Raw genomic sequence first — 26,826 nt, 5'->3', positions numbered from 1 at the left:
TTTTCGGGGCAATAATTTCAGGAAGGATCAGCGCCCCACCCCGTCGAGGGCGTCCAGCAGCCGGTGCGCCGCGGCGTCCCAGGTGAAGCTCTCCCTCAGGTGACGGGCGGCGTCGCGGCGCTCACCGTCGGGGTCGCGGATGACGCGGGACAGGATGTCGGCCGCGGCGTCCTCGTCCGGATGCCACCAGTCCAGCCCATGGAAGGGCGGGTAATAGGCCTCGCTGTAGGGCATCCGCGCCGGGCCGGTGGTGCAGGGGATCAGGTGGGCGACCTCGTCGTTCAGATAGGCGGTGTAGGCGCTGTGCCGGGGCGCGATCAGGCCGGCGCCCAGGCAGCCGGCCCGGGTGATCGGCAGGTCCCAGCCCTCGCCATGCGACAGGCTGAAGTAATGGGTCGCCATGGCGTAGAGGGCGGCGATGCCCTGTTCGTCGAAGCGGTCGGTCAGCAGCGCGATCGGGGCGGCCTCGTCCAGCCGGCGGCCGGTGGCGCGCATGCCCTGCTCGACCAGCCGGCGGACCTCGCCGACCAGCGACGCCCCGCCCTTCCCCACCTTCAGGATCAGGATCGCGTCGTCATCGGCGCGGGTGGCGCGCAGCCAGACCCGCAACAGCCCGTCCAGGTTCTTGCGCGCGACGAAGTCGGAGATGTTGAGGACGCGCACCCGGTAGTCCATGACCGCCCGTCCGCGCGGCCCCATGAGGGCCATCGGCCGGGCGGCGGCGTCCGCCGGGTTGGGAGCGATGCCGGGCGGGCAGACGCGGATGCGGTCCTCCGGATGGCCGGCGGCGATCCAGGCCAGCCGCGAGGACTCGGTCGGGACGACCACCAGATCATGCGCCCGGTTGCAGGCGGCCCAGCCGTCGGGGATCCGGGGCCCCTCGAACATGGTGTAGTTGACGGTCGGCACGCCGGGGATCGGCTCGACCAGCGGCGGGGTCAGCATGCTGAGCGCCAGTCTGGGTCGCATCGGGTCGTCCAGCCGGCGCGCCGCCGCCTGCAGGATCGGATCGGCAAAGGCGGGGCGCCAGCTCTCCTCGCCCTTCAGCCCGGCCAGCCGCAGGGTCTGCCCGCGCTCCATCAGGCTGCGCACGAAATGCTGGGCGAAATCGCCGTAGCCGGACAGCACCGAGAAGGGTGCACGCACCAGCATCCCGTCCGGGACTTGCGGCCGGCACCCCTCGTCGGCGATGCGGCGGTAGAGACGGGCACGGCCCAGGATTTCGGCCGCGCCGCCGGCCAGGGGAGCGGCATCCGGCCCCACCTCAGCCGATGCCTCCGACAGCACCTCCTCCGCCAGATCGGGACGGCCGAGCGACAGCCACGCTCCGGCCAGATGGCTGCGGGCGTCGCCATGGTCGGGATTCCGCGCCAGCACGCCGGACAGGATGTCGACCGCTTCGTCATAGGCGCCGTTCGACATCAGCGACACCGACAGCAGCACCCGGCGGTTGGGATCCTCGGGCGCCAGCCCGACGGCGTGGCGGAGATGGCGGGTGGCGCCCACATGGTCGCCCAGCCCGTGCAGCAGGCTGCCCAGGCGCTCATGCGCCTCCATCTGGTCGGGGATCAGCGCCGCGACGATGCGGAACTGGGCGGCGGCCTTGATCCCGGCGCCTTTCGCCTGCCAAACGACCGCCAGATTGATGCGGGCCTGCACGAAGAGGGGGTCGAGCGCGACCAGCCGCGCCAGCCGCTCCTCCGCCTCGTCCAGGCGGCCAAGCTCGTACAGGATGGCGCCGGCGAGGTTGAGCGCCCCGGACTCTTCGGGGTTCCCGCGCAACGCCTGCTCGGCCAGGGCCAGGGCTTCGTCGCGGCGGCCGGCCCGGTACTGCTCGATGGCGCGCGCGGTGTCTTGTCCCATGTCGTGATCTTGACCGAAAGGTTGGCAATGCAAGCGCCCCGCCCTGCTCTACGAACGCGTGGGGCAATACAGAGGGCAGGTGTCCCGAACAGCTTTTCCGAACCCCATCCATGCAATGGGGGATCCGGGAAATCTGAAAACCATGCGACCCGCAGCAGCGTCCTCCTGATCAGCCTGCGGCCCGATCGGGAAAACTGCTTGGGCGAAACCTCATGGCCGAGACAGACACTTTGCCTGTCTGGTCCCGGCGCATCATCCGCGCGGATAGCACAGGCCAATTTGACAGGTCAATCGCTACGACAGGCCGTCGATATTGCAATCCTTCAAAGCCATCCCATCGTTTGAAAAATTCACGATCAGTCGAGCAGTGTATCAGGTGGGGGATACCTTCACGGGGAACAGCGTTGCTTCTTCCCCTGGAAAGTCAAAGGCGGAAAGCTTATGAAGCGCGTCAGCCGGCGATCTACGACACTTGCCCGCAGGACGATGCACGCGTTACCCCGATGAACGTCACCGCTCCATGCGCTTCCAAAAGGATCTTTTAATCATGAAGCTTTTCATCCTTGATCCTTATCAGACGAATGCGAGCGATTCTTTTACAGAGACAAAAGGAATGGGGGGAATCGCTTCATCGCTGATATATTTTTCTGATTGCCTTGCCAAAGAAGGTCATCAAGTGACCCTTTCCATTCTTAGCGAATCCGGATCGCGCAAGAGTGGTGTCCAGATAATGAACTGCATCAATCTAACCGTCTCGGATATTTCCGGGTCAGATGCGATCATCATCAATAATAATGCGAACAATGCGACAAAGATAAAGAAGCTTTTCCCTTCAACTCCGGTTTTTCTATGGGTTCATATCCACCATGACGTGATGTTTCAGGATCTGGGTATTTTTGCTCATTACCTGGACACTGAGCATGCGCGCTCTCCCGATGGAATTGTTTTCGTCAGCGAGTCGCAAAGGCGGGTCTTCCTGGAAAAGTTCAAGGACACCATTGCCGCTGAGCGGTGCCATGTGATCCGCAACGCCTGCAACCCCTTCATCCTCCGGCCGCAAGACGACGAGGCCGGACTGTTCGATCGGAAGCGGGCGGCGCTGGAGGTGGCCTATGTCTCGGCGCCGCCGCGCGGGCTGGAAACCCTGCTGAAACTGTGGCCGGAGATCATGGCCGAATGCCCGACCGCAAAGCTGACCATCTACTCCGGCCAGTCGATCTACGGCATCACGGAGGCGAACGAACACTACAACAGCCTGCTCAGCAACCTGAACGTGGAGGGCGCCGAATATCGCGGCCCTCTCTCCCATGCCCGCCTTTCAGAGCAGTTGCTGAACACCGCCATCGTCGCCTACCCCACCGCTATCGAGGAAACCTCAGGCATTGCGCCGCTTGAAGCACTTGCCGCCGGCTGCAGTCTGGTCTGCACGGATCGTGGAGCACTTCCGGAAAGCACGGCCGGCTTCGCCACCATGGTTCCCTACGGTAACGGCGGCGACAGCTTCGAAGAGGCCTTCAAGGCCGCTCTGATCACGAAGCTCAAGCAATGGCGTGATGGCGATGGTACGGATCTGGCTGCTTCACTCCGCCTTCAGCGGCAGGCATTCACAGCCAACTACCGCTGGGAGAACCGGGTCCTCGAATGGAAATCGCTGATCGCCCTCCATCGAACCGGACGCTGACCAGAGGAGATTTGCAGAGTACCCCCCAGGCCTGCACGGCCATCAGGCCGAGCGCTTCCGCGCCGCGAAGATGATCGGCGTTTCCCAGTGCAGGCGCCGCGCCAGCCAGATCGCCGGTTCCAGCAGGCCGGAGCGGTGGACGAAGGTGACGATGCGCTTGGCGACCGACAGCGCCGCCCAGTCGCCGAAGCCCAGCGTGCGCAGGCGCTGCTCGAACACGCCCCAGCCCCAGTCGAGCACCTCCAGCCGGCCGGGATGGCGGCCGAGCCAGCGGTCGAACCAGGGGCGGTCGATCAGGTTGAGGGTGTCGACATAGGCCGGGTCGCGCCCGAACAGCCGGACATAGAGCTTCGCCAGCCCGGCCGGCATCCGCGGCAGCCACAGGATGCCGTAATGCCCCTCCCACCAGGAGCCGTAATTGGGCACGACGATCAGCAGCAGCCCGCCCGGCTTCAGCACGCGCAACGCCTCGTCCAGCACCGCCGCCGGGTCGCCGACATGCTCCAGCACGTTGGAGGAATAGACGATGTCGAAGCTGGCGTCCGGGAACGGGATCGCCTCGCCGGTGGCGTCGCGCACCGCGTCGGCCGGCAGTCCGTAATGGTCGATCAGCCGGCGGCAGACGTCGAGCGTGGAGCTGTATTCGCCCATGCTGGGCTCGATGCCGTGGATGTCCAGCCCATGGGCCGTGCGTCCGCGCACCACGGTCATGCCGCAGCCGGACCCGACCTCCAGGATACGGGCGGCGTCGGCATCGACGCCGGCGGCCGCGGCGGTTCGCCGCAGCTCCGCCACCTGCTCGTCGGCGCGCGCCTCCGACAGCATGTCGCGCACGACGTCCTCCACCGGCACGCGGGTGACGCCGCCGATGAAGCCGCTATCGATGTAGCCGCGGGACAGCAGCCGGCCCAGTTCCTTCCAGTCGGGAGGAGCCGTCCCGTCCTGCCGGCCCGCCGCCGCCTCAGGCATTCTTCGTCGCCCGGATCACGAAGATGGTGGCGCTCTTCATCCGGCCCAGCCGGTCCTGGATGCACTCGGCCTTGAAGCCGTTGCGCTCGAACAGCGCGACGATCTCCTCGATCGAATAGAAGGTCTTGTAGGGCGGATAGTACCAGTCCTCGACCTGGGCCTGGATCGACACGTTGTCGGCGCGGCGGTTGATCTCCTGCCCCTTGAGGACGCAGGCGACCTTGGTCAGCCCGGTGAAGAAGCCGCCGACCAGCTTGCGCCGGGCCGGCGTGTCCATGTAGGCGCGGCAGAAATGACGCACGCCCTCATGCACCGGCGACAGCCAGGTCTTCAGGTAGAGGCCGAGATAGACGGTGCCGCCCGGCTTGGTGACGGCCATCAGGTTGCGCATCACCTTCATCGGGTCGGGCGCCATCATCGCCACGCCCCAGCACCAGACCAGATCGAACGGGCCGAGGTTCGTGTCCAGTTCCTGCAGGTCCTGGTGGTGGAACTCGATGTTGTCGCGGCCGAAGCGCTGGGCCTGCTGGCGCGCGGTGGCGAGGCTGTCCGACGACACGTCGACCGACACCACCTGCTCCGCCATCTCCGACAGGATGACCGAGCAGATGCCGTGGCCGCAGCCGGCATCGAGCGCACGGCCGATCTGCCGCTCGGTCAGCGTCTCCAGCATGTACTTCTTGGTCTCGTCGTAGATCGGGACGAAACGGGGCCAGAAGTCGTCGTAGAATTCCTTGGTCGCGAGATCCATGGGGCTGCCCTCCCGCCCTTTCGAGGGCGTCCTTATGGTCGTGATGGTGGTGGTCTTTAAGGGGTCTTGGACGACGCCGTCCAGGGGGAATAGGGCCTGATCCGCTGCGCCGCCGCATCCGGCTCGACGAACAGGCCGGCGTTGCGGTTCAGCAACGCCGCCAGCTGGCTGTAGCCGCTCTGGGCGCTGACGCCCAGCACGTCGGCGTTCATCAGCACGTGGAAGTCCTGCAGGAACTCCAGCCCCGTCCACGGCTGCACCGCCCCGTCCTTCACCAAATGGTTCAGCGAGACCGGTGCGAACTCCGCGAAGTCGGCGATGGTGGCCGGGTCGTCGGTGGCGATGTAGAGCACCGGCCGGTCCAGCGTCGGCCACAGCGCCTTCAGCCAGTCGACGTACCAGGAGGTTTCGGTGATGGTGTAGCGGAACCAGACGAAGTCGCCGCGGCGGATGTGAAGCGCCACCACCGTGTTGCCGCGGGCCTTCAGCGCCTGCACCACCGGATCGACATGGGGCAGCCATTCCGGCCGCGGCCGCAGCCAGGACTGCACCCGCTCGCGCCATTCCTCGCGATGCTCGAACAGGAACAGCGGCGACAGGATGTCGACGTTCCGGCGCGGGTCGTCGCGCCGGCCGGTCACCAGATCGTTCAGCATGTGCCGGCCGTAGGACAGCGGCTTCAGCCCGCCCGACGGTTTCGGATCATCGAGGTCGAAATAACAGCCGCCGACCCAGTCCGGCGTCTCAAGCCGATAGCCGAATTTTTCGGCGTAGAGCCGCAGCAGCACATATTCCAGCACATTGTGGGCGAAGCGCCCATGGGTGGCGAGCGTCGACGAGCAGATGCGCGGCTGCGACGGATCGGGGTTCTCCCGCCGCTCCAGGCGCCGTCCCTGGCGGGCAAGGGTCCGGCCCAGGCAGGCGATCGACTTGACGGTGAAGAACCGGCTGCCGTGCCACTGCACCTCGTCCAGCAGCGCCGCCGCGCGCTCCCAATCGCCGGCGGCCACCCAGCTTTCGGCGATCGCGGTCAGGCAGTCGATGCGGAAGGCGTCGGGGCTGGCCGCATGCGGATAGCGGTATTCGGCAAAGAAGCGCCGCAATTCCTCCAGCCGGCCCTGGCGGATCAGAAGGGTCGACAGCAAGTCGATGGCGCCGGGCACATCGCCGTCGGGGCTGAACAGCGCCGCGCGCAGGACCTGCTCGGCCTCCGCCAGCCGGCCCAGCTCTGTCAGCGCGTGGCCCAGCCGGGGAAGCGCCAGCGTGATGCCAGCTCGCGCCGCGCGCGCATAGCTTTCGACCGCCGCCTCGACCAGTCCGGCGGCATGCTGGGCATTGCCCTGGTTGTAGAGAACCCCGCCCTGCTCCGGCTCCAGCAGAAGGGAGCGGCGGAAGCAGGCCATGGCCCCGTCGGCATCGCCCATCTCGATCCGGATGTTCCCGAGATTCGCACAGGCACCGCCGAAGTCCGGCTGCAGGGAAAGCGCAAGACGCTGACTGGTTTGCGCTTCCTTAAGCGCACCAGTCTGGCGCAATACGATTCCGAGATCATGATAGGCGGCGATGCGGTTCGGATTGAGCCTCAGCACGCGGCGGAAGGTCAGGATGGCCATCCCCCAGTCGCGGGGACCGCCACGGTCGCACAGCAGCGCGGCGAGCGCGTTGTAGGCGTCCTCCAGTTCCGGCGCCAGGACCAGGGCGCGGCGGTGAGCCGCCACCGCTTCGTCGATCCGACCGAGTGCGGCCAAAGTGCTGCCGAGATTGTAGCAGGCGTCGGCCATCCCAGGCAGGATGTCCAGGGCGTTGCGGATCATCTCCAGCGCCTTGTCCGGGCGGCCCAGCCGGCGTTCGGCCAGCCCCAGCAGGTGCATGGCGTGGGCGTTGCGCGGATCGACTTCCAGAATGCGCAGATACAGCGCGCGCGCTTCGTCGAAGCGGTCGGCGCGATGGTATCCGACGGCAATCTGCAATGCTTCGGCGACGGTGGTCATGAGGATCCGTGCAGTGCGGCCCCGCCCCGGTCCCGCGGCCGCACCCCGGCCGGGGCCGCCGGGGACGGCCGGCCCGTTCGGCGCGCACCCTATCGTTCCGCGATAGGCGCTTCAACTCCGTTCATGCCGCGGGCTGCCCCCGGCTTACTCCCGATCCCGGCTCCCGGTTCCGCCTCCCGGTTCCGCCTCTGCGCGGTGCCTTCTCTGGGACCGGGACGCAAGCCCCCTTGCCTTGCCCGGACCCTTTGGGGATAGTGCCCGATCATCAACGCCGTACAGATCAAGGGTCGGTCCTTTGCGCAAAGTTGCCCTCATCACCGGCGCCACCGGCCAGGATGGCGCGTATCTTGCCGAGCTTCTGCTGGGGAAGGGCTATATCGTCCATGGCGTCAAGCGCCGGTCCTCGTCCTTCAACACGGGGCGCGTGGAGCATCTCTACCGCGACCCGCATGAGGAGGACGTGCGCTTCTTCATGCATTACGGCGATCTGACCGACAGCACCAACCTGATCCGCCTGGTCCAGCAGATCCAGCCGACCGAGATCTACAATCTGGCCGCCCAGAGCCACGTCCATGTGAGCTTCGAGACGCCGGAATACACCGCCAACGCCGACGGCATCGGCACGCTGCGCCTCTTGGAGGCGATCCGCATCCTGGGTCTGGAGAAGACCGCGCGCTTCTATCAGGCCTCCACCTCGGAGCTGTACGGCAAGGTGCAGGACACGCCGCAGCGCGAAACCACGCCCTTCTACCCGCGCAGCCCCTATGCCGCCGCCAAGCTGTACGCCTACTGGATCACGGTGAACTACCGCGAGGCCTATGGGATGCACGCCAGCAACGGCATCCTGTTCAACCATGAGGGCCCGACCCGCGGCGAGACCTTCGTCACCCGCAAGATCACCCGCGCAGTGGCGGCGATCGAGCATGGCCGCCAGGACTGCCTGTATCTCGGCAACCTGGACGCCAAGCGCGACTGGGGCCATGCGCGGGACTATGTCGAGGGCATGTGGCGCATCCTGCAGCAGGATGAGGCCGACGATTACGTGCTGGCCACCGGCGAGACCCACAGCGTGCGCGAGTTCGTCGAGCTGGCCTTCGGCCATGTCGGCCGCGGCATCGAGTGGCGCGGCGAGGGCGTGGACGAAGAGGGCATCTGCCAGAAGACCGGCAAGGTGGTGGTCCGCATCGACCCGCGCTATTTCCGCCCGACCGAGGTCGACCTGCTGCTGGGCGATCCCAGCAAGGCGCGCGAGAAGCTGGGCTGGACCCACACCACCGCCTTCCGCGATCTGGTGCGGGAAATGGTCGAGGCCGACATGCGTCTGGCGGCCAACGGGGACGATCATCGCTAATCTGGCCCCGCGACCGACAAGGCGCTGTTCATGACCATCGGAACGACGACCGGGAGCGAGCCGAAGACCGCGCTGATCTTCGGCGTCTCGGGTCAGGACGGCGCCTATCTCGCCCAACTGCTTCTGGGCAAGGGCTACACGGTCCACGGCACCTCGCGCGACCGGGAGATGTCGAGCTTCGCCAACCTGCGGCGGCTCGGCATCTTCGGCCGGGTCGTCCTGCATTCGGCCGTGCTGACCGATTTCCGCAGCGTGGTCGAGGTGATCAGCCGGGTTCGCCCGGCCGAGATCTACAACCTCGCCAGCCAGGCCTCGGTCGGGCTGTCCTTCGACCAGCCGGTCGAGACGCTGAACAGCACCATCACCAGCACCATCAACATCCTGGAGGCGATCCGCTTCCTGAAGCTCGACGCGCGGTTCTACAACGCCTCGTCCAGCGAGTGTTTCGGCAACACTGGAAGCCCGGCCGACGAATCGACCCCCTTTCACCCCCGCAGCCCCTATGGGGTGGGCAAGGCGGCGGCCTATTGGGCGGTGGCCAACTACCGCGAGGCCTATGGGCTGTTCGCCTGTTCGGGCATCCTGTTCAATCATGAATCGCCGCTGCGTCCGGTCCGCTACGTCACCCAGAAGATCGTCCGCGGCGCCGCCGACATCGCCGAGCGGAAGACCGACAGCCTCGAGCTGGGGACTCTTTCCATCGCCCGCGACTGGGGCTGGGCGCCGGAATATGTCGACGCGATGGCCCGCATGCTGGCCCATGACGAGCCAGAGGATTTCGTGATCGCCACCGGCGAGGCGCACCGGCTGGAGGATTTCGTCGAGCGGGCCTTCTCCTATTTCGGGCTGGACTGGCGCCGGCATGTCCACGGCAACGCCGCCCTGCTGCGCCCGTCCGACATCGCCTTCAGCGTCGGCAATCCGGCCAAGGCGGAGCGGCTGTTGGGCTGGCGCGCCGAACGCCGCATGGCGGAGGTGGTCGCTGGTCTGGCCGAGGCCGAGATGACGCGCAGGGCGCAGCAAACCGATGGCCACGCCCAGTAACGGCGAAGCGGTTACCGACGGCGGACCATCCGGTTTGGCGGCACGGGTCACGGCCAGTCTGGCAGCGGACGATGCCGCCGGAGCGTTCGCGGCGGCCAGCACCTACCTGTCCCTGCACCCCGACGACGCCCACGCGCTGCAATTCTGCGCGATCGTCGAACGCAGGTTCCAGCGGCATGCCCGGTCCTTCGCCCTGCTCGGCCGTTCCTTGCGCACCGCACCGGACGACGACGCCATCCGCCGCAATCACGACGACGTCGTGAAAGGCACCCTCGCCCAACTCCTGCGGATGGCGGACGGGGAACCGCTTCTGGTCAAGGCGTTGTGCGACCTGCTGCCGCTGGCCGGGTTGAGCGATGCGGAGATGGCGGCCCTGGAGCAGGTCCGCGGATACCTGCTCCAGGCCTTGCTGCATCAAGGGGTCGCGCATCACCAGGCCGACCGTTGGGAAGAAGCGGCCGCCCGCTACCGTGCGGTGCTGGAGGTCGATCCCCGCCATGCCGACGCCCTCCATCTGCTGGGGAAGATCGACCGGCAGCAGGGCCGCCCCTGGGCCGCCCTGCAGCGGATCGCCGCCGCCCTCGACATCGGAGGCCTGCCGCCGGAGGCGGAGCATTCCCTGCATGCATGCCTGAACGATCTCTTCCGGGAGCTGGAGCAGCGCTGCGAGGCCAAGGATTACCCGGCCCTGCTGGACTCGGCATCCCGCATCCAGGCCTTGTGCGGACGGCATCTGCCGGCACCCTACCGGGATTTCATGAGCGCGCTGCTGCACAACGCCTCCTTCCCACTCTACAGCGAGCATGGCGACCATGCCCTGGCCCTGGCCTGTTCGGAGGCGGCCTTCGCCCTGACGCCAAGCCCCCGGATCCACGCTCAGATCTACGATCAGCTGCGTTTGCTGCGGCTGGCCACGCGCGATTATGCCCGGGCGTGGAACCCGAAGGACTGGGCGCTCGTCCATGGGGGCTCACCCGAGATATGGGACGGCTCTCCCTGCCGCAGCCTGCTCGTCGCCAACAGCAACGGTCTCGGCGACTTCCTGCAATTCCTTCGTTTCCTGCCGGAAGCGGTGCGGCGGGTGGAACGGGTTTTCCTGCGGGTCCGCCCCGACCTGATGCCCCTGCTCCGCAACTCCCCCCTCCTGCGCGGCGTGACGGTGGTGCCTCCCGGCACCCCGGTCGAGACGGAACGGGAGTGCGAGCTGTTCGGCCTGCCCAACATCCTGGGGCTGGATCCGCTGCGCGTGCCGCTGCCGGCCCCCTGCTTCCCGCTGCCGGCCGATCTGGTCGCCGATTGGCGGCGCGTCGTACGGCGCAGCGACCGCCCGCATATCGGCCTAGTGTGGGCGGGAGACGCGCAGGATCCCCGCTCGATCGGACTTGCCCCGCTGCTGCCGGTCATTGCCGGTGATGGGGCCGGTGATGGGGCCGGTGATGGAGCGGTCTTCATCGCTTTGCAGAACAATGTGGCCAAGGCGGAACTGCTGGGCCGCTCCCTGCCCGACAATCTGCAGGACTTCGGACTCCAGGGTCTCCCCAATCTGGCCGCGATCATGATGGCCTGCGATCTGATCGTCAGCGTGGATTGCGGGCTTGCCCATCTGGCCTGTACGCTGGGGCTGGAATGCTGGGTGATGGTGCAGCGCCACTGCGACTGGCGATGGCACCTGGAGGGCGACCGCTGTGATTGGTATCCGCGGGCGCGTGTGTTCCGGCAAGCCGGCCAGGGCGACTGGAGCGCCGTGATCGGCGCGCTGGAGGACGCCTTGCGCCTGCGATTCCCCGCCCCTGCCCCCATCCCTGCCCCGGCAGGCGCGCCGTAACCACCCGGGTGCACCACACCGGCGCATCCACTCCCCCATCCCCTATGGAGTTCCGATGGCCGTCGCCAGCAAGCTCGTCATCAACATCGAGGTGGACGACCGGAGCGTCCTGTTCCCGGACGGCAAGTTCCTGTCCCACATCACCCTGCACGAAGACGAAACGCCCGAAGGCGGCGAAGCCGTCCGCATGGAGGGGGTTTTCCACTTCAATGAAAGCCGGCTGGGACCGGAAATCGCCAGCCTGGAGATCGAGGACGCGCGTGAACTGGCACGGTCGATCCTCGACGCCGTCTTCCAGGGGCGCACCCAGCATGTTCTCTCGCAAACCACCAAGGTCGCGGTGGTCTTCAATCCGAACGGCTTCGTTCTCCGCTTCGGCGAGGGATCGGCCCTGCGCGAGCTGTTCATCGGCTCGCCCGCCATCATCCGCCTTGCCCAAGGCATCCTGCGCATGACCGACCGCCTGTCGGCCATGCCCGCCCACTGATCCCCTCCCCCGCCTTTCCCTTGCGACGACGGGAGGAACTGTAAAGCAAAAAGGCGGCAACCGGTCTCCTCGGTTGCCGCCTTTTCTTTTTTGCCGACAGGCCCGGCATGGCTGAGGCGAAGAACCAATCTCCGCATCATCCTCAAAAGGAAAAGGGCGCCCTTGCGGGCGCCCTTCCCTTTTACCGCGATGCTTTGTCGCCGGATCAACCGAGGTTGATGTCGGAGAGCGAGAGCACCGTGCTGTTGTACACGCCGAGCAGGCGAACCTCGGTGGCGGCCACCTGGCCGTTCCCGTCGGTGTCGACCACCTGGTACAGAGCGGAGCTGGTGCCGTTGTTGGCCAGAACCAGCGTGCTCGCACCAGCCGACGAGTTCGTCAGCGTACCCAGAGCCGTGCGGAAGTTCGCCAGCGAGGCATCCGTCAGGCTGCCGCTGACCGCCGAGGACAGGCTGACCAGTTCGTTGGTCATGCTCACCCCGTTGGTCGCCGCGGTCGCCGTGGCCAGAGCCGCGTCGCCGTTCTTGTCCGCATCGGTCCGGGCCGTACCGGTCAGCTGCACCTTGTCGGTGCCCGACTGGAAGCTCGACACCGAGATGTAGCCGGTGTTCGCACCCAGCGACGCGATGTCGCTGAAGGACGAGTACACGACCGCATCGGTGCCCGACGCCAGAGTGATGCTGTCGCCAGTACCACCCTGGAAGCGGATCGACCCGCTGGTCACCGTGATCGCATCGGTGCCCGAGCCGCCGATCAGCGTCTCGACGCCCGAGACCGACATGGTCACGCCGGTGTCGCCGGTGGTGATCACGTCGTTGCCGGTGCCGCCGGTCAGCGTCTCGATGCCGCGCAGCAGAACCGTCGAGCCGCCGTCGCCGAGGCTGACCACATCCGTGGCCGCACCGCCGACGATGATCTCGATCCCGCTCTCGGCCCGCATGGTCACGCCGGTGTCACCCAGCAGGACCAGGTCGCTGCCCGCACCACCGATCATGGTGTCGATGCCGCGGGTGATGACGGTGTTACCCGACGCACCCAGGGTCACGACGTCCGAACCGGTGCCGCCGACCAGGAACTCGACGCCCGAGGCCAGCATCGTCACGCCGGCCGCGCCGGTGAAGACGATGTCGGTGCTCGCACCGCCGGTCAGGGTGTCGATGCCCGACACGGTGATCGTGTTGGCCGTGTCGCCCAGCGTGATCACGTCGGTGCCAACCGCACCGATCAGGGTCTCGACCGAGCGGGTCAGCAGGGTGCTGCCCACGGTACCGAGGTTGACCACGTCGGTGGCAGCGCCGCCGATCAGCAGTTCGATGCCCGAACCCAGCGCCATGGTGACGCCGGTGTCGCCCAGGAACACCCAGTCGGTGCCCGCACCGCCCGACAGCGTATCGATGCCGCGGGTGATGACGGTGTTGCCCGAGGAGCCCAGGGTGACGACGTCGGTGCCCGTGCCGCCGACCAGGAACTCGACGCCCGAAGCGGTCATCGTCACGCCGGCGGAGCCGGTGAAGACGACGTCGGTGCTCACACCGCCGGTCAGGGTGTCGATGCCGGTCACGGTGATCGTGTTCGGCGTGTCGCCGAGCGTGATCACGTCGGTGCCGGTCGAACCGAGCAGGGTCTCGATCGCACGGGTCAGCAGGGTGGCGCCCGAAGTGCTGATGCTCAGCACGTCGGTGGCCGCGCCGCCGACCAGAACCTCGATGCCGGTGCCGAGCGTCATCGTGTTGCCGGTGTCACCCAGGAACACAACGTCGGTGCCGCTATCGCCGATCAGCGTCTCGATGCCGCGGATCGTCGTGGTGTTGCCGACCGAGCCCAGGGTCAGGACGTCGGTGCCGGCGTTGCCGATCACGTAGTCCGCGCCCGAGACGGTCAGGGTCGCACCCGCCGAACCGGTGAAGATGACCTCCAGCCCCGTGCCGCCGATCAGCGTCTCGATGCCGAGCGCCAGCACAGTGCCGCCGGCCGAGCCGATGGTGACGACGTCGGTGCCCGTGCCGCCGACCAGCGTCTCGACGCCAGCCACCAGCAGGGTGTTGCCCGCCGTACCCAGCGTGACGATGTCGGAAGCCGAACCGCCGAACAGCGTCTCGATCCCGCTGATGAGCAGCGAGTTCGCGGTGTTGCCCAGCGTGATGACGTCGGAGCCCGTGCCACCGGTCAGCGTCTCGATGCCGCGCAGCAGCACCGTGTTGCCGGCCGAGCCCAGCGTGATGGCGTCGGTGCCCGTGCCGCCGATCAGGATGTCGATCGCCTGCACCAGGGCCGTCGAACCGGCCGAGCCCAGGAAGACCAGTTCCGAACCGGTGCCGCCGGTGATCGTCTCCAGCGCATTGGCCAGGAGGGTCGTACCCGCCGAGCCGATGGTGACGACGTCGGTGCCAGCCGCGCCGGTCAGGGTCTCCAGACCCGAAACCAGCATGGTGCTGCCAGCCGTGCTCAGCGTGATGACATCGCTGCCCAAACCGCCGGCCAGGGTCTCCAGACCCGAGACCAGCATGGTGGTGCCGGTGTCACCGATGGTGATCACGTCGGTGCCGGCCGCACCGATCAGGGTCTCCAGACCACGGAGGATCATCGTGTTGCCGGTGGTACCCAGCGTCACGACGTCGGTGGTGGTGCCGCCGACCAGGATCTCGATGCTCGAAGCCAGGACCGTGTTGCCGACCGAACCCAGGAAGATCAGGTCGGTGCCAGCGGCGCCGGTGATCGTCTCGAGGGAGTTGGCCAGGAAGGTCGAACCCGCCGAACCGATGGTGATGACGTCGGTGCCGACACCGCCCGTGATCGTCTCCAGAGACGTCGCGGTCATGGTCGTACCGGCCGTACCCAGGCTGACGACATCCGAACCGGCGCCACCGGTCAGGGTCTCGAGCAGCGTCACCGCAACGGTGTTGCCGACCGAACCCAGGGTGACGACGTCGGTGCCGGCCGCGCCGGCCAGGGTCTCCAGACCCGAGACCAGCAGGGTGTTGCCCGAGGTGCCCAGCGTGATGGCATCGCTGCCCGCACCGCCGGTCAGGGTCTCCAGCGAGGAAACCAGCATGGTGGTGCCGGTGTCGCCGATGGTGATCACGTCGGTGCCAGCGGCGCCGGCCAGGGTCTCCAGACCACGGACGACGACGGTGTTGCCGGCGGAACCCAGCGTGACGGAGTCGGTGCCCGCGCCGCCGATCAGGAACTCAAGCTCGGACGCCAGCAGGGTGTTGCCCGTCGAGCCGAGGAAGACCAGATCGGAACCCGTGCCGCCGGTGATCGTCTCCAGCGACGAAGCCAGCAGCGTGCCGCCGACCGAGCCGAGGGTGACGACGTCGGTGCCGGCCGCACCGGTCAGGGTCTCCAGACCCGAGACCAGCAGGGTGTTGCCCGAGGTGCCCAGCGTGATGGCATCGCTGCCCGCACCGCCGGTCAGGGTCTCCAGCGAGGAAACCAGCATGGTGGTGCCGGTGTCGCCGATGGTGACCACGTCGGTGCCAGCCGCACCGGCCAGGGTCTCCAGACCACGGACGATGACGGTGTTGCCGGTGGTGCTCAGCGTGATGGCATCGGTGCCCGCGCCGCCGATCAGGAACTCAAGCCCGCCAGCCAGCAGGGTGTTGCCCGCCGAGCCGAGGAAGACCAGATCGGAGCCCGTGCCGCCGGTGATCGTCTCCAGCGACGAAGCCAGCAGCGTGCTGCCAACCGAGCCCAGGGTGACGACGTCGGTACCGGCCGCGCCCGTCAGCGTCTCCAGACCCGAGACCAGCAGAGTGCTGCCCGAGGTGCCGAGGCGGATGACGTCGGTGCCCGTGCCGCCGGCGATCGTCTCCAGCGACGAAGCCAGCAGGGTGTTGCCGACCGAGCCCAGGGTGACCACGTCGGTGCCGGCCGCGCCCGTCAGGGTCTCCAGACCCGAGACCAGCAGGGTGTTGCCGAGGGTGCCGAGCGTGATGGCATCGGTGGCGGTGCCGCCGATGACCGTCTCGAACAGCGAGACCGTCGCGGTGTTGCCGGTGTCGCCCAGCGTCAGGACGTCGGTGCCGACGTTACCGGTCAGCGTCTCGATGCCGCGCAGCAGCAGCGTGTTGCCGGCCGAGCCGAAGGTCACCACGTCGGTGCCGACGCCGCCGATCAGGATGTCGACGCCCGACACCGAGATCGTGTTGCCAGCCGTGCCGAGATAGACCAGCTCGGAGCCCGTGCCGCCGACCAGCGTCTCGACACTCGAAACCAGCATCGTACCGCCGGCCGAACCGATGGTGACGACGTCGGTGCCGGTAGCACCGGTCAGGGTCTCCAGACCCGAAACCAGCAGGGTGTTGCCCGCGGTGCCCAGCGTGATGGCATCGCTGCCCAGACCGCCGGTCAGGGTCTCCAGCGAGGAAACCAGCATGGTGGTGCCGGTGTCGCCGATGGTGATCACGTCGGTGCCAGCGGCGCCGGCCAGGGTCTCCAGACCACGGACGACGACGGTGTTGCCGGCGGAACCCAGCGTGACGGAGTCGGTGCCCGCGCCGCCGATCAGGAACTCAAGCCCGGACGCCAGCAGGGTGTTGCCCGTCGAGCCGAGGAAGACCAGATCGGAACCCGTGCCGCCGGTGATCGTCTCCAGCGACGAAGCCAGCAGCGTGCCGCCGACCGAGCCGAGGGTGACGACGTCGGTGCCGGCACCACCGGTGATCGTCTCGAGCAGCGAGACGGTCATGGTGTTGCCCGAGGTGCCCAGACGGACGACATCGTTACCGGCCTGGCCGGTCAGGGTCTCGATGCTCGACACCAGGATGGTGTTGCCGAGGACCGAACCGATGGTGATGACGTCAGTGCCGGCCGCGCCGGTGAGCGTCTCGACGAGGGAGACGAACAGCGTGTTGCCGACGGTGCCGAGCGTGATGGCATCGGTGGCGGTACCGCCGATGACCGTCTCGAACAGCGAGACCGTAGCGGTGTTGCCGGTGTCGCCGAGCGTCAGGATGTCGGTGCCGACACCACCGGTCAGCGTCTCGATGCCGCGCAGCAGCAGCGTGTTGCCGGCCGAGCCGAAGGTCACCACGTCGGTGCCGACGCCGCCGATCAGGATGTCGACGCCCGACACCGAGATCGTGTTGCCAGCCGTGCCGAGATAGACCAGCTCGGAGCCCGTGCCGCCGACCAGCGTCTCGACACTCGAAACCAGCATCGTACCGCCGGCCGAACCGATGGTGACGACGTCGGTGCCGGTAGCACCGGTCAGGGTCTCCAGACCCGAAACCAGCAGGGTGTTGCCCGCGGTGCCCAGCGTGATGGCATCGCTGCCCAGACCGCCGGTCAGGGTCTCCAGCGAGGAAACCAGCATGGTGGTGCCGGTGTCGCCGATGGTGATCGCGTCGGTGCCAGCGGCGCCGGTCAGGGTCTCCAGACCACGGACGACGACGGTGTTGCCGGCCGAACCCAGCGTGACGGCATCGGTGCCCGCGCCGCCGATCAGGAACTCGAGCCCGGACGCCAGCAGGGTGTTGCCCGAAGCGCCGAGGAAGACCAGATCGGAACCCGTGCCGCCGGTGATCGTCTCCAGCGACGAAGCCAGCAGGGTGTTGCCGGCCGAGCCCAGGGTGACGACGTCGGTACCGGTCGCGCCCGTCAGAGTCTCCAGACCAGAGACCAGCAGGGTGTTGCCCGAGGTGCCGAGAGAGATCGCGTCGGTGCCCGCACCGCCCGTCAGGGTCTCCAGCGAGGAAACCAGCACGGTGTTGCCGGCGCCACCCAGGGTGACGACGTCGGTACCGGCCGCACCGGCCAGGGTCTCCAGAGCCGAGACCAGCAGGGTGTTGCCCGAGGTGCCCAGCGTGACGGCATCGCTGCTCGAACCGCCGGTCAGGGTCTCCAGACCCGAAACCAGCAGGGTGTTGCCCGTGTCGCCCAGAGTGATGGCGTCGGTGCCGGCCGCGCCCGTCAGGGTCTCAAGGCCGCGCAGAAGGACCGTGTTGCCCGCGGTGCCCAGGGTGACGACGTCGGTGCCGGTGCCGCCGATCAGGATCTCGGCGCCCGAAACCAGCAGCGTGTTGCCGGTCGTGCCGAAATAGACCAGATCGGAACCCGCGCCGCCGGTCAGGGTCTCGAGGCCCGACACCTGGATGGTGTTGCCCGAGGCGCCCAGGGTGACGACATCGGTGCCGGTCGCGCCCGTCAGGGTCTCGACAGCGTTGACCAGCAGCGTGCTGCCGGTGGTGCTGAGCGTGACGACGTCGAGCGCCGTACCACCGGTCAGCGTCTCGATGCCACCAACGGTCAGCGTGTTGCCGGTGTTGCCCAGCGTGATGGCGTCGGTGCCGAGACCGCCGGTGATCGTCTCGACATCGCGGACCAGCAGGGTGGTGCCGGTGGTGCCGATGGTGAGGACGTCGGTGCCCGCACCGCCAACCAGGGTTTCGACCCCCGACAGGGTCAGCGTGTTGCCGGCCGAGCCGAGCAGGACCAGTTCGGAGCCCGCGCCACCGGTCAGGGTCTCGAGGCCAGCCACCAGGACGGTGTTGCCCGAGGAGCCCAGGGTGACGACGTCGGTGCCGGCCGCGCCCGTCAGCGTCTCCAGACCCGAGACCAGCAGGGTGGCGCCGGTGGTGGAGATGGTGACGACGTCGGTGCCGGCGCCGCCGGTCAGCGTCTCGATGGAGCCGACGGTCAGCGTGTTGCCGGTGTCGCCAAGGGTGATGGCGTCGGTGCCGAGACCGCCCGTCAGCGTTTCGACGCCACGGACCAGCAGGGTGGCGCCGGTGGTGCCGATGGTGACGACGTCGGTGCCCGAACCGCCAACCAGGGTTTCGACCCCCGACAGGGTCAGCGTGTTGCCGGCCGAACCGAGGAAGACCAAGTCGGAGACCGCACCACCGGTCAGGGTCTCAAGGCCAGCCACCAGGATGGTGTTGCCCCCGGCGCCCAGGGTGACGACGTCGGTGCCGGCCGCGCCCGTCAGGGTCTCGACAAGGTTGATCAGCAGCGTGCTGCCGGTGGTGCCGAGCGTGATGACGTCGGAGCCCGTGCCCGCGGTCAGCGTCTCGATCGCCTGGACGGTCACCGTGTTGGAGGCCGCGCCGAGGATGACGACGTCGGTGCCGACACCGCCGAGCAGCGTCTCGACGGCGTTGATCGTCAGCGTGCTGCCGGTGGTGCCGAGCGTGATGACGTCGGTGCCCGCGCCCGCGGTCAGCGTCTCGATCGCGCCGACGGTCAGCGTGTTGGAAGCGGAACCCAGGATGATGATGTCGGTACCGGCCCCGCCCGTCAGGGTCTCGATGCCGGTGATCGTCAGCGTCGCGGTGCCGGTGTTGACGAGCGTGACGACATCGGTGCCGACACCGCCGGTCAGGGTCTCGAGCCCGGTGACCAGCATCGTGTTGCCCGAGGTGCCGAGCGTGACGACGTCGGTGCCGACGTTGCCAGCCAAGGACTCGATCCCCGAAACCAGGATGCTGTTGCCGGAGCTGCCGAGGAAGACGACGTCGGTGCCGGTGCCGCCGGTCAGCGTCTCGACGGCGTTGACCGTCAGCGTGCTGCCGGTGGTGCCGAGCGTGATGACGTCGGTGCCCGCGCCCGCGGTCAGCGTCTCGATCGCGCCGACGGTCAGCGTGTTGCCCGAGGTGCTGAGCGTGACAACGTCGGTGCCGACGCCGCCGGTGATCGTCTCAAGCAGGCTCACCAGCATCGTGGCGCCGGTCGTGCCGACCGTGATGACGTCGGTGCCGACGCCGCCGGTGATCGTCTCAAGCAGGCTCACCAGCATCGTGGAACCCGACGTGCCCACGGACACGACGTCGGACGCACCACTGCCCACCAGGGTTTCCAGCAGCGAAACCTGAAGGGTCGAACCGGCAGTCAGAGTGATGAAGTCGATGTCGGTCGAACCGATCAGGGTCTCCAACGCCGAGATCGACAGCGTGCTGCCGCCCGTCGCGATCGTGATGACATCGGTGCTGCCACTACCGATGATTGTATCGTACGTCGCTGACGATATAGTTAGAGTGGAGCCCGTTGTTAGAGTAGTTCCAGCCATACTGATCCCCTTCAGGTTTGGTTCGCCGGCGGATGAACCATTCTTTGATGGCCAGCTCGTGCATGGCTGAGGGCAGGCAGACTCAGCCCTCGCACGAGCTAACACACCGTGACCTTGTTATCCGAAGGAACCGACCTAAAGCAACGCGTTTCTGCCAAAGTGGGTAGGACGAAGAGCCCCATCTCGCGGGCACTCGCAAGAAGGGCTGATCGACCTTCGTGATCAGACCCAACAAACCTTTGTGATAGCTTGCAAAACGGGCGGTATGGCCGATCCGCAACAGGCGGTTTCGAAGTTGCCGCTTCCGCCATTCGGCCGAGCGGCCGCCCCCTCTTCCGGGAAGGGAAGAGCACCTGTCCTCGAATCGACTGTACAGTGGCGAACATCCGGATGACTTGGTGTCAAGCTTCGGCTCGGCCATTTCGGGGTGCTTTTGCTACAGGCTTATAACGCAGACTGTCTTTCGTTCATCACTGCGACAAGGATGGGCTTGGAGAATTCGGCAACACCCGCTATTCCGTTGCGGCGGCCGAACGCCCAGGGGGGCGGGAACGAGGGCAGGGACGATCGATCGAGCATGGTAACCATTCAGGAAGCGCTCGCAGCCGCCGTGCAGCATCACCAGAGCGGCCGGCTTGCCGTTGCCGCGAAGGTCTACCGCCGCATTCTTGAGGTCACGCCCGACCAGACGGACGCCCTGCATCTGTTGGGGCTCGTCGCCCGGCGCAGCGGGCAGTTGCACGCCGCGCTGCGCCTGCTGGCCCGTTCGCTGCGCATTTCCCCCGACATGGCCGAGCCGCGCCTCAACCTCGGCAACATGCTGCGCGACCACGGACATGGGGCTGCCTCCACGGCTTACCACAGCGCCATCGCCCTGCGGCCGGATCTGACCGCCGCCTATGAGAACCTGGGCGGGCTGTATCGCACGCAGGGCCGCTCCGCCGAGGCGGAACGCGCCTACCGCCTTGCGGTCCGCACCAATCCGATGGCGGCGGAAGGCCACAACGGGTTGGCCAACGTCCTTCAGGAACGCGAAGATCTGGACGGCGCCGTCGCCGCCTACCGCCGCGGGCTTGCCATCGACCCCACCCACATCGCCGCCTGCAACAATATGGGCATCGCGCTGCGCGGGCTGGACCGGCAGGGCGAGGCGATGGCCTGGCACCGACGCGCCGTGACGTTGGATCCGTATTTTGCCGCGGGGCACACCAGCCTCGGTCTCGCCCTGCAGGGGTGCGGCCTGCTGGAGGAGGCGGCGCGCGCCCATGCCCGTGCCGTCGCGATCGATCCGGGCTTCACCGGCGGCCATGCCAACCATGGCAACGCGCGCCTGAACCAGAACCGGCTTGATGAAGCCATCACCGAATTCCGCCGCGCCACCGTCATCGATCCCGCCGGGCCGGACGCCCACCGCAACCTCGGCATGGCGCTGCTCGTCGCCGGCCGCTTCGAGGAGGGCTGGCGCGAGTATGAATGGCGGCTGCGCTGCAAGGACGCCCCCACTCACGCCGCCATGCCCACCAGGCCGCGCTGGAACGGTGAGCCGCCGGAGGGCCGCCGCATCCTGCTGCATGGCGAACAGGGGCTGGGCGACGCCCTGCAGTTCTGCCGCTACGTCCCCCTGGTGGCGGCGCGCGGCGGCCGGGTGATCCTGGGCCTGCCGGCCGCGCTGGAACGGGTGATGGCCGGGCTGCCCGGCGTGGAGCGCTTCGTCAGCGGCCAGCTTCCCACCGACGCCTTCGACCTGCACCTGCCGATGCTGAGCCTGGGCGAGGTGTTCGGGACCCAGATGGACACCATCCCGCACCGTGTCCCCTATTTGACGGCGGAGCCCGATCTGGCGGCACGCTGGGGCGAGCGGCTGAAGGGGCTGGCAAAGGACGGGAGCGGCCTGAAGGTCGGCATCGTCTGGGCGGGATCGCCGAGCCACGGCAACGACAAGAACCGCTCCATCGGGCTGGCGCCCTTCGCAAGGCTGGCCGCCATTCCCGGCGTCAGCCTCGTCTCCATCCAGAAGGGACCGACCGAGGGTCAGGCCGCCAATCCGCCCGGCGGCTTCCCCCTGCTGAACCTGTCGCCCGACATCCACGACTTCGCCGACACCGCCGCCATCATGGCCGGCCTCGACCTCGTCGTCTGCGTCGACACCTCCGTCGCCCATCTCGCCGGCGCGCTCGGCGTCCCGGTCTGGGTGATGGTTCCCTTCGCCCCCGACTGGCGCTGGATGCTCGACCGCGACGACAGCCCCTGGTACCCGACCATGCGCCTGTTCCGCCAGGACCGGCCCGGCTCCTGGGAAAACGCCCTGGACCGCCTGGAGCAGGCGCTCCGCCAACGCGCCGCGTCTTCCCCCCACCCCCGAACCGGACCTTCCGACATGCCGATTTTGGCGCCCGTCTCCTGGGGCGAACTGCTGGACAAGATCACCATCCTCGACATCAAGGCCGAGCGCATCGCCGATGCCGACAAGCTGGCCAACGTCCGGCGCGAGCGCGAGGCGCTGGTCGCCGTGGCGGCGCAGGCCGACACCGCGCGTGCGGAGGTCGCGGTGCTGATCGACGAGCTGCGCGCCGTCAACACCACCCTGTGGGAGGTCGAGGACGAGATCCGCGACTGCGAGCGCGCCAAAGATTTCGGCCCGCGCTTCGTCGAGCTGGCCCGGCAGGTCTACCACACCAACGACCGCCGCGCGGCGCTGAAGCGCGAACTCAACGGTCTGCTCGGCTCCGAACTGGTCGAGGAAAAGTCCTACCAGGCCTATTGATCGCCACCGGCCGCCCTCACTTCCTCCAGCCCAAGGGTCCTGCTCCATGACCGCCGAAACCGCCACCGGGACCGCCAGCCAGCCGACCGACCGGAGCACCCCGGAACATGGTGGTCCGGAGCAGCGGGCCTCCGAGCGTCATACCCTGGAACAGCGCCTGTCGCAGGTTCTGGAGCTGTGCCGGTCCGGCCGTCCGGAGGAGGCGGAGGGCCCCTACCGCGCGCTGTGCGGCAACCCGCCGGCCGATGCGGCCGGGCTGCTGTCGCTGGCCGAGGCCGCCCGCATCCTGGGCCGGCCGGCCGAGACCGTGGCCTGGGCGGAAGCGGCGGTGCGGGCGCAGACGGGCAGGCCCGAGGGCTGGAGCGTTCTGGCCCTCGCATTCATCGCCGCCGGGCGTATCGACGACGGCTATACCGCTGCCGCCGAGGCGCTGAGGCGATCGGAGAGCGGAGCGCCGGGCGAGACGGCGGCAGACCAGTCCTCCATCCAGGCCACCATCCAGGCCCACCGTGCGCAGGCGCTCGCCCGGCTGCGGCGCGGCCAGCTGGCCGAAGCGGCGGCTGCCTGCGACGCGGCCCTGCGTCTTGCCGACGGTACCGCCCAGCCGGCGCAATCGCTCCGTCAGGCACAGGCCGAGACGCTGGGCACCCTGGCGCTGGTCCGCATGCTGGAAGGCCGGGCCGAGGAGGCCGAGGCGCTGTTCCGCCGCGCACTGTCCCACCGGCCGGTCCTGCCGGAGATCCTGGGCAACCATGCCTCGCTGCTCGCCCGGCTGGGCCGCGACGAGGAGGCGCTGGAGCAGGCCGAACAGGCGGTGGCGCTGCGTCCGCGTCTGGCCGGAACCCTGCACCTGCTCGGCACCCTGCACCACCGCGCCGGCCAGCCGGAATCGGCGATCGCCGCCTTCCACCGGGTGCTGGCGGTCGATCCGGGCCATCTCGACGCCCGGCTGCGGCTGGCCGACAGCCTGCGCGTCGCCGGCCATTGGCAGGAGGCGGCAACCGTCTGCCGCGACGGGCTGGCCCGCATCGCCAACCCGGACGATCCCGGCCGGACGCCGCTGCTGGCCAATCTGGGCGCCGCCCTGCAGACCGGCGGCGATGCCGCGGGCGCGCTGGAGGCCTACCGCGAGGCTCTGCGCCTGTTCCCCGACCTGCCGGAGGTCCACAACAACCTCGCCCGCCTGCACCAGGAAACCGGCAACCCGGACACCGCCATCGAGGAGCTGCGCCGCGCCACCGCCGGCCGGCCGGCCAACCAGCCGCTTCCCCTGCCGCTGCGCCGCGCCCTGCTGTCGCTGCTGGTCGCCGCCGGCCGCACCGCCGAGGCGGAGGCCGAAGCCTTCGGCATCGCCCGCACCGCACCGGAGGACGCGGAGCTGTGCTTCGGCATCGCCGCGCTGTTCCTTCAAGGCGGCTGGCGCGACCAGGCCCTGCCCTATGTCCGCAAGGCGATCCGCCTCGCCCCCGACGTGCCGCGCAACTGGATCGCCTTCGCCGAGGCGCTGCGCGACGCCGCTCCGCCGGACCCTGACGAGAGCCTGCGCGCCGATCTGCTGACGGCGCTCGGCCGGCCGGAGGTGGAGAGCGCCGGGCTGGCGCGCGCCATCGCCGGCGTGTTGATGGCCTCGCCCATCCTGTGCCATCTCGCCGCCTTGCCGGAGGATGGCGGGCCTGCCCTGGACGAGGCCAGCCGCACTCTGCTGGCCGACGGCTCGCTCGCCGGGCTGGCGGAGGACCCGCTGCTGCTGGCCCATCTGCGCGCCGCCCCGATCTGCGATCCGGTGCTGGAACGGGCAATGACCCGGCTGCGCCGGGTGCTGATGCTGGCGCTGACCGGCCCCGGCCTGCCCGACCGACCGGCCTGGCGCGCCCTGTGCGCGGCGATCGCCGAGCAGTGCTTCCTCAACGAGTATGTCTTCGCCGAGACCGAGGGCGAGTTCCAGGTTCTGGCGGTGCTGGTCCGCGCGGCGGAAGCGGCGCTGGATCGAAACGAGCAGCCGCCGGCGGTGCTGATCGCCCTGCTCGGCGCCTACCGGCCGCTGTACCGCTGGGAACGGGCGGGCGCCCTGCAGGCCCTGTCCTGGCCCGAGGAGATCGCCCGGCTGCTGAACCGGCAGGTCGCCGAACCGCTGGCCGAGGCGGCGATCCAGGCCGAACTGCCGACGCTGACCGCGATCAGCAACCCGGTGTCGGTCGGCGTCCGCGCCCAGTACGAGGAAAACCCCTATCCCCGCTGGATGACCACCGGCCTGCTGCCGGAGCCGGTGCCGCTGCCCCGCTTCCTGCACGCCCTGTTCCCGCATGCCGCCCTGCCCGCCTCCCCGGCCTGGGACGCGCCGGGCTGGGAGGCGCCGGAGGTGCTGGTCGCCGGCTGCGGCACCGGGCGCGAGGCGGTGTGGGCCGCCTCCACCCTGAAGAACGCAAAGGTCCTGGCGGTCGACCTCAGCCGCCGCAGCCTTGCCTACGCCACGCGGCAGAGCCGGCGGCTGGGGCTGAAATCCATCGAGTTCGCCCAGGCCGACCTCCTGGAGCTGGGCGCGCTGGGCCGCCGCTTCGACGTGGTGCACAGCGTCGGCGTGCTGCACCACATGGAAGACCCGATGGCGGGCCTGCGCGTGCTGCGCGGACTGATGCGGCCGCACGGCGTGATGGAGGTGGGGTTCTACAGCGCCGCGGCCCGCCGGCCGATCCTGGCCGCCCGCGCCTTCATCGCCGAGCGCGGCCACCCGCCGACCCTGGACGGCATCCGGCGGGTCCGCAGCGACATCCTGGGGCTGCCGGCCGACCATCCGGCGCGCGCCGTCGTCCACTCCCCGGACTTCTACGGCACCAGCGCCTGCCGCGACCTGCTGATGCATGTCCACGAGCTGCACGTCACCCTGCCCTGGCTGGCCGGCGCGCTGGAGACGCTGGGTCTGGAGTTCCTGGGCTTCCGGCTGGCCGATCCGGCGGTGGCGGCGCTCTACCGCAAGCGCTTCCCCGAGGACCCGGCGATGACCTCGCTCGCCCGCTGGGACCGGTTGGAGGCGGAGCACCCGATGATCTTCGGCGGTCTCTACCAAGCCTGGGTGCGGGTGCGGTAAAGACCGGGTGTGTCAGGCCTGGAAAGGGATGTCGCGCCTGCGGCGGAAGACATCCCGGACCAGGGCGAATTCCTGCGAGCGGTCCAAAGCGGTGAGAAGGTCGGGACTATTCTCCCGTTCCTGTTCGGGCTGCTCCTCGTGCTTCTTGTTGTATTGGTGGTTCATCAACATGTTCACGTGCCACCACAGGACCCGCTCGGTCAGGCGTTCGGCATCGGGCGGCACGATACGGTCGATCCTGGTGAGCAGTTCCGCCAGCCTTGCCTGGAAGAGGCGTGACACCACCGGCCATTCGGGTGTGCGGATCAGATCGAATATGGTCTGCCGCCTCCACACGCCACCTGATCCGTCGACCTGCTGAACGGTTCCGAAATTGGGCAGCGACTTCACCTTTCCCAGCACGGCGCTGACCGAGCAGGGGATGAACTCTTCGCTGAAATAAGGCAGATAGGGTTCCGGGACCAACTCGTAGGCCACCCGACACACCTCCGTCCGATAGATGCCGTACTGGACGCTGAGCGCCATCTGAGAATAGGTGACGAACCGCTGCAGGGCGCTGTCGATGTCATAGTCGGGGAACGGGGTCAGATAGGCGCCGACGATCTCCCCATGGGGGCTGGCCTGTCCGGTCCACACCTCCACCATCACGCATTTGGCCCCGGCATAGCTTGGCTCATTCTCGAGAAATGCAAGACCGGCGCGCAGCGAGCCGGGAATCTGGAGATCGTCGTCCCCGGCGAAGGTAACGTATTTCGTATCCACCGCCGCCGCCATCACCCGCCAGACGCCGCCCAGCGGAACGGAGCGCGGAAAATGGAGCAGGCGGATCCGGTAACCGCCACGGCAGAAATGCTCGGCAAGCGCCCGGACACGATCGGCGGCCTCCCCTCGCTGGAATCGCCGATCAGGATACAGCCGTCGAATCCCGCTTCCCGATAATAGGCCAGGGCCCGCTGCAGATAATCCGGGCGGTTCATCGTCGGGATCAGGATAGTGATCGGCAGCAT

General features: G+C 68.2%; 14 protein-coding genes. 7 read left to right on the top strand and 7 right to left on the bottom strand.

The genetic code is table 11. The annotated features are described in order from the left end of the window. Window positions 1-27: 27 nt before the first annotated feature. Window positions 28-1,863: a tetratricopeptide repeat protein gene (locus F1643_RS02045; RefSeq protein WP_194910248.1), complete on the bottom strand. Its 1,836-nt coding sequence runs from the start codon at window positions 1,861-1,863 to the stop codon at window positions 28-30. 547 nt (window positions 1,864-2,410) lie between these two features. On the opposite strand from F1643_RS02045, the gene F1643_RS02040 reads away from it, so the two are divergent. Then, window positions 2,411-3,544 (top strand): glycosyltransferase family 4 protein, encoded by a 1,134-nt coding sequence (locus F1643_RS02040; protein WP_194910246.1) that lies wholly within the window; start codon window positions 2,411-2,413, stop codon window positions 3,542-3,544. A 42-nt stretch (window positions 3,545-3,586) separates the two neighbouring features. Here F1643_RS02040 and F1643_RS02035 read toward each other — a convergent pair whose 3' ends face one another. From F1643_RS02035 to F1643_RS02025, 3 genes are read right to left on the bottom strand one after another with little or no spacing between them, the layout of a single operon-like run. After that, the gene (locus F1643_RS02035; RefSeq protein WP_194910244.1) at window positions 3,587-4,513 is read right to left on the bottom strand and encodes a class I SAM-dependent methyltransferase; all 927 of its coding nucleotides are present in this window, start codon (window positions 4,511-4,513) and stop codon (window positions 3,587-3,589) included. Further along, entirely contained in the window at window positions 4,506-5,264 is a 759-nt protein-coding gene (locus F1643_RS02030) for a class I SAM-dependent methyltransferase (protein WP_194910241.1), read from the bottom strand. Before F1643_RS02030 ends, F1643_RS02035 begins: the two co-directional genes overlap by 8 nt. A 56-nt stretch (window positions 5,265-5,320) precedes the next feature. Next, window positions 5,321-7,255 carry a tetratricopeptide repeat protein gene (locus F1643_RS02025; protein ID WP_194910239.1) on the bottom strand — a complete coding sequence of 645 codons (1,935 nt, stop codon included), beginning with the start codon at window positions 7,253-7,255 and terminating at the stop codon, window positions 5,321-5,323. Window positions 7,256-7,550: 295 nt separating this feature from the next. Here F1643_RS02025 and gmd point away from each other — a divergent pair, with 295 nt between their 5' ends. From gmd to F1643_RS02005, 4 genes are read left to right on the top strand one after another with little or no spacing between them, the layout of a single operon-like run. After that, the gene (gene gmd, locus F1643_RS02020; protein WP_194910237.1) at window positions 7,551-8,606 is read left to right on the top strand and encodes a GDP-mannose 4,6-dehydratase; all 1,056 of its coding nucleotides are present in this window, start codon (window positions 7,551-7,553) and stop codon (window positions 8,604-8,606) included. Between the two features lie 30 nt (window positions 8,607-8,636). Next, window positions 8,637-9,650 carry a GDP-mannose 4,6-dehydratase gene (locus F1643_RS02015; RefSeq protein ID WP_194910235.1) on the top strand — a complete coding sequence of 338 codons (1,014 nt, stop codon included), beginning with the start codon at window positions 8,637-8,639 and terminating at the stop codon, window positions 9,648-9,650. Further along, on the top strand, window positions 9,634-11,475 hold the full coding sequence (locus F1643_RS02010; protein ID WP_194910233.1) for a hypothetical protein: 1,842 nt from the start codon (window positions 9,634-9,636) through the stop codon (window positions 11,473-11,475). The genes F1643_RS02015 and F1643_RS02010 overlap by 17 nt, the downstream gene beginning before the upstream one ends. A gap of 55 nt (window positions 11,476-11,530) precedes the next feature. Further along, window positions 11,531-11,962: a hypothetical protein gene (locus tag F1643_RS02005; protein ID WP_014190079.1), complete on the top strand. Its 432-nt coding sequence runs from the start codon at window positions 11,531-11,533 to the stop codon at window positions 11,960-11,962. 205 nt (window positions 11,963-12,167) lie between these two features. Here F1643_RS02005 and F1643_RS02000 read toward each other — a convergent pair whose 3' ends face one another. Next, a complete protein-coding gene (locus F1643_RS02000; protein WP_194910231.1) occupies window positions 12,168-19,838 on the bottom strand; it encodes a calcium-binding protein in 7,671 nt (2,556 codons plus the stop codon). Between the two features lie 709 nt (window positions 19,839-20,547). Here F1643_RS02000 and F1643_RS01995 point away from each other — a divergent pair. Both F1643_RS01995 and F1643_RS01990 read left to right on the top strand, forming a co-directional pair. Continuing rightward, a complete protein-coding gene (locus tag F1643_RS01995) occupies window positions 20,548-22,734 on the top strand; it encodes a tetratricopeptide repeat protein (RefSeq protein ID WP_206692255.1) in 2,187 nt (728 codons plus the stop codon). Between the two features lie 46 nt (window positions 22,735-22,780). After that, the gene (locus tag F1643_RS01990) at window positions 22,781-25,819 is read left to right on the top strand and encodes a class I SAM-dependent methyltransferase (RefSeq protein ID WP_194910222.1); all 3,039 of its coding nucleotides are present in this window, start codon (window positions 22,781-22,783) and stop codon (window positions 25,817-25,819) included. Window positions 25,820-25,831: 12 nt separating this feature from the next. Here the strand turns inward: F1643_RS01990 and F1643_RS01985 are convergent, their stop codons facing one another. Together F1643_RS01985 and F1643_RS21985 are read right to left on the bottom strand one after the other, a co-directional pair. Further along, window positions 25,832-26,593: a TIGR00180 family glycosyltransferase gene (locus F1643_RS01985; protein ID WP_255542311.1), complete on the bottom strand. Its 762-nt coding sequence runs from the start codon at window positions 26,591-26,593 to the stop codon at window positions 25,832-25,834. After that, the gene (locus F1643_RS21985) at window positions 26,593-26,826 is read right to left on the bottom strand and encodes a hypothetical protein (RefSeq protein WP_255542310.1); all 234 of its coding nucleotides are present in this window, start codon (window positions 26,824-26,826) and stop codon (window positions 26,593-26,595) included. Before F1643_RS21985 ends, F1643_RS01985 begins: the two co-directional genes overlap by 1 nt.

Origin of the sequence: Azospirillum sp. INR13, assembly GCF_015390205.1 — a bacterium.
In the GTDB taxonomy this organism is placed as follows: Bacteria; Pseudomonadota; Alphaproteobacteria; order Azospirillales; family Azospirillaceae; genus Azospirillum.
Note: the sequence above shows the minus strand (reverse complement) of the source record. Positions and strands in the feature narration are given on the sequence as shown.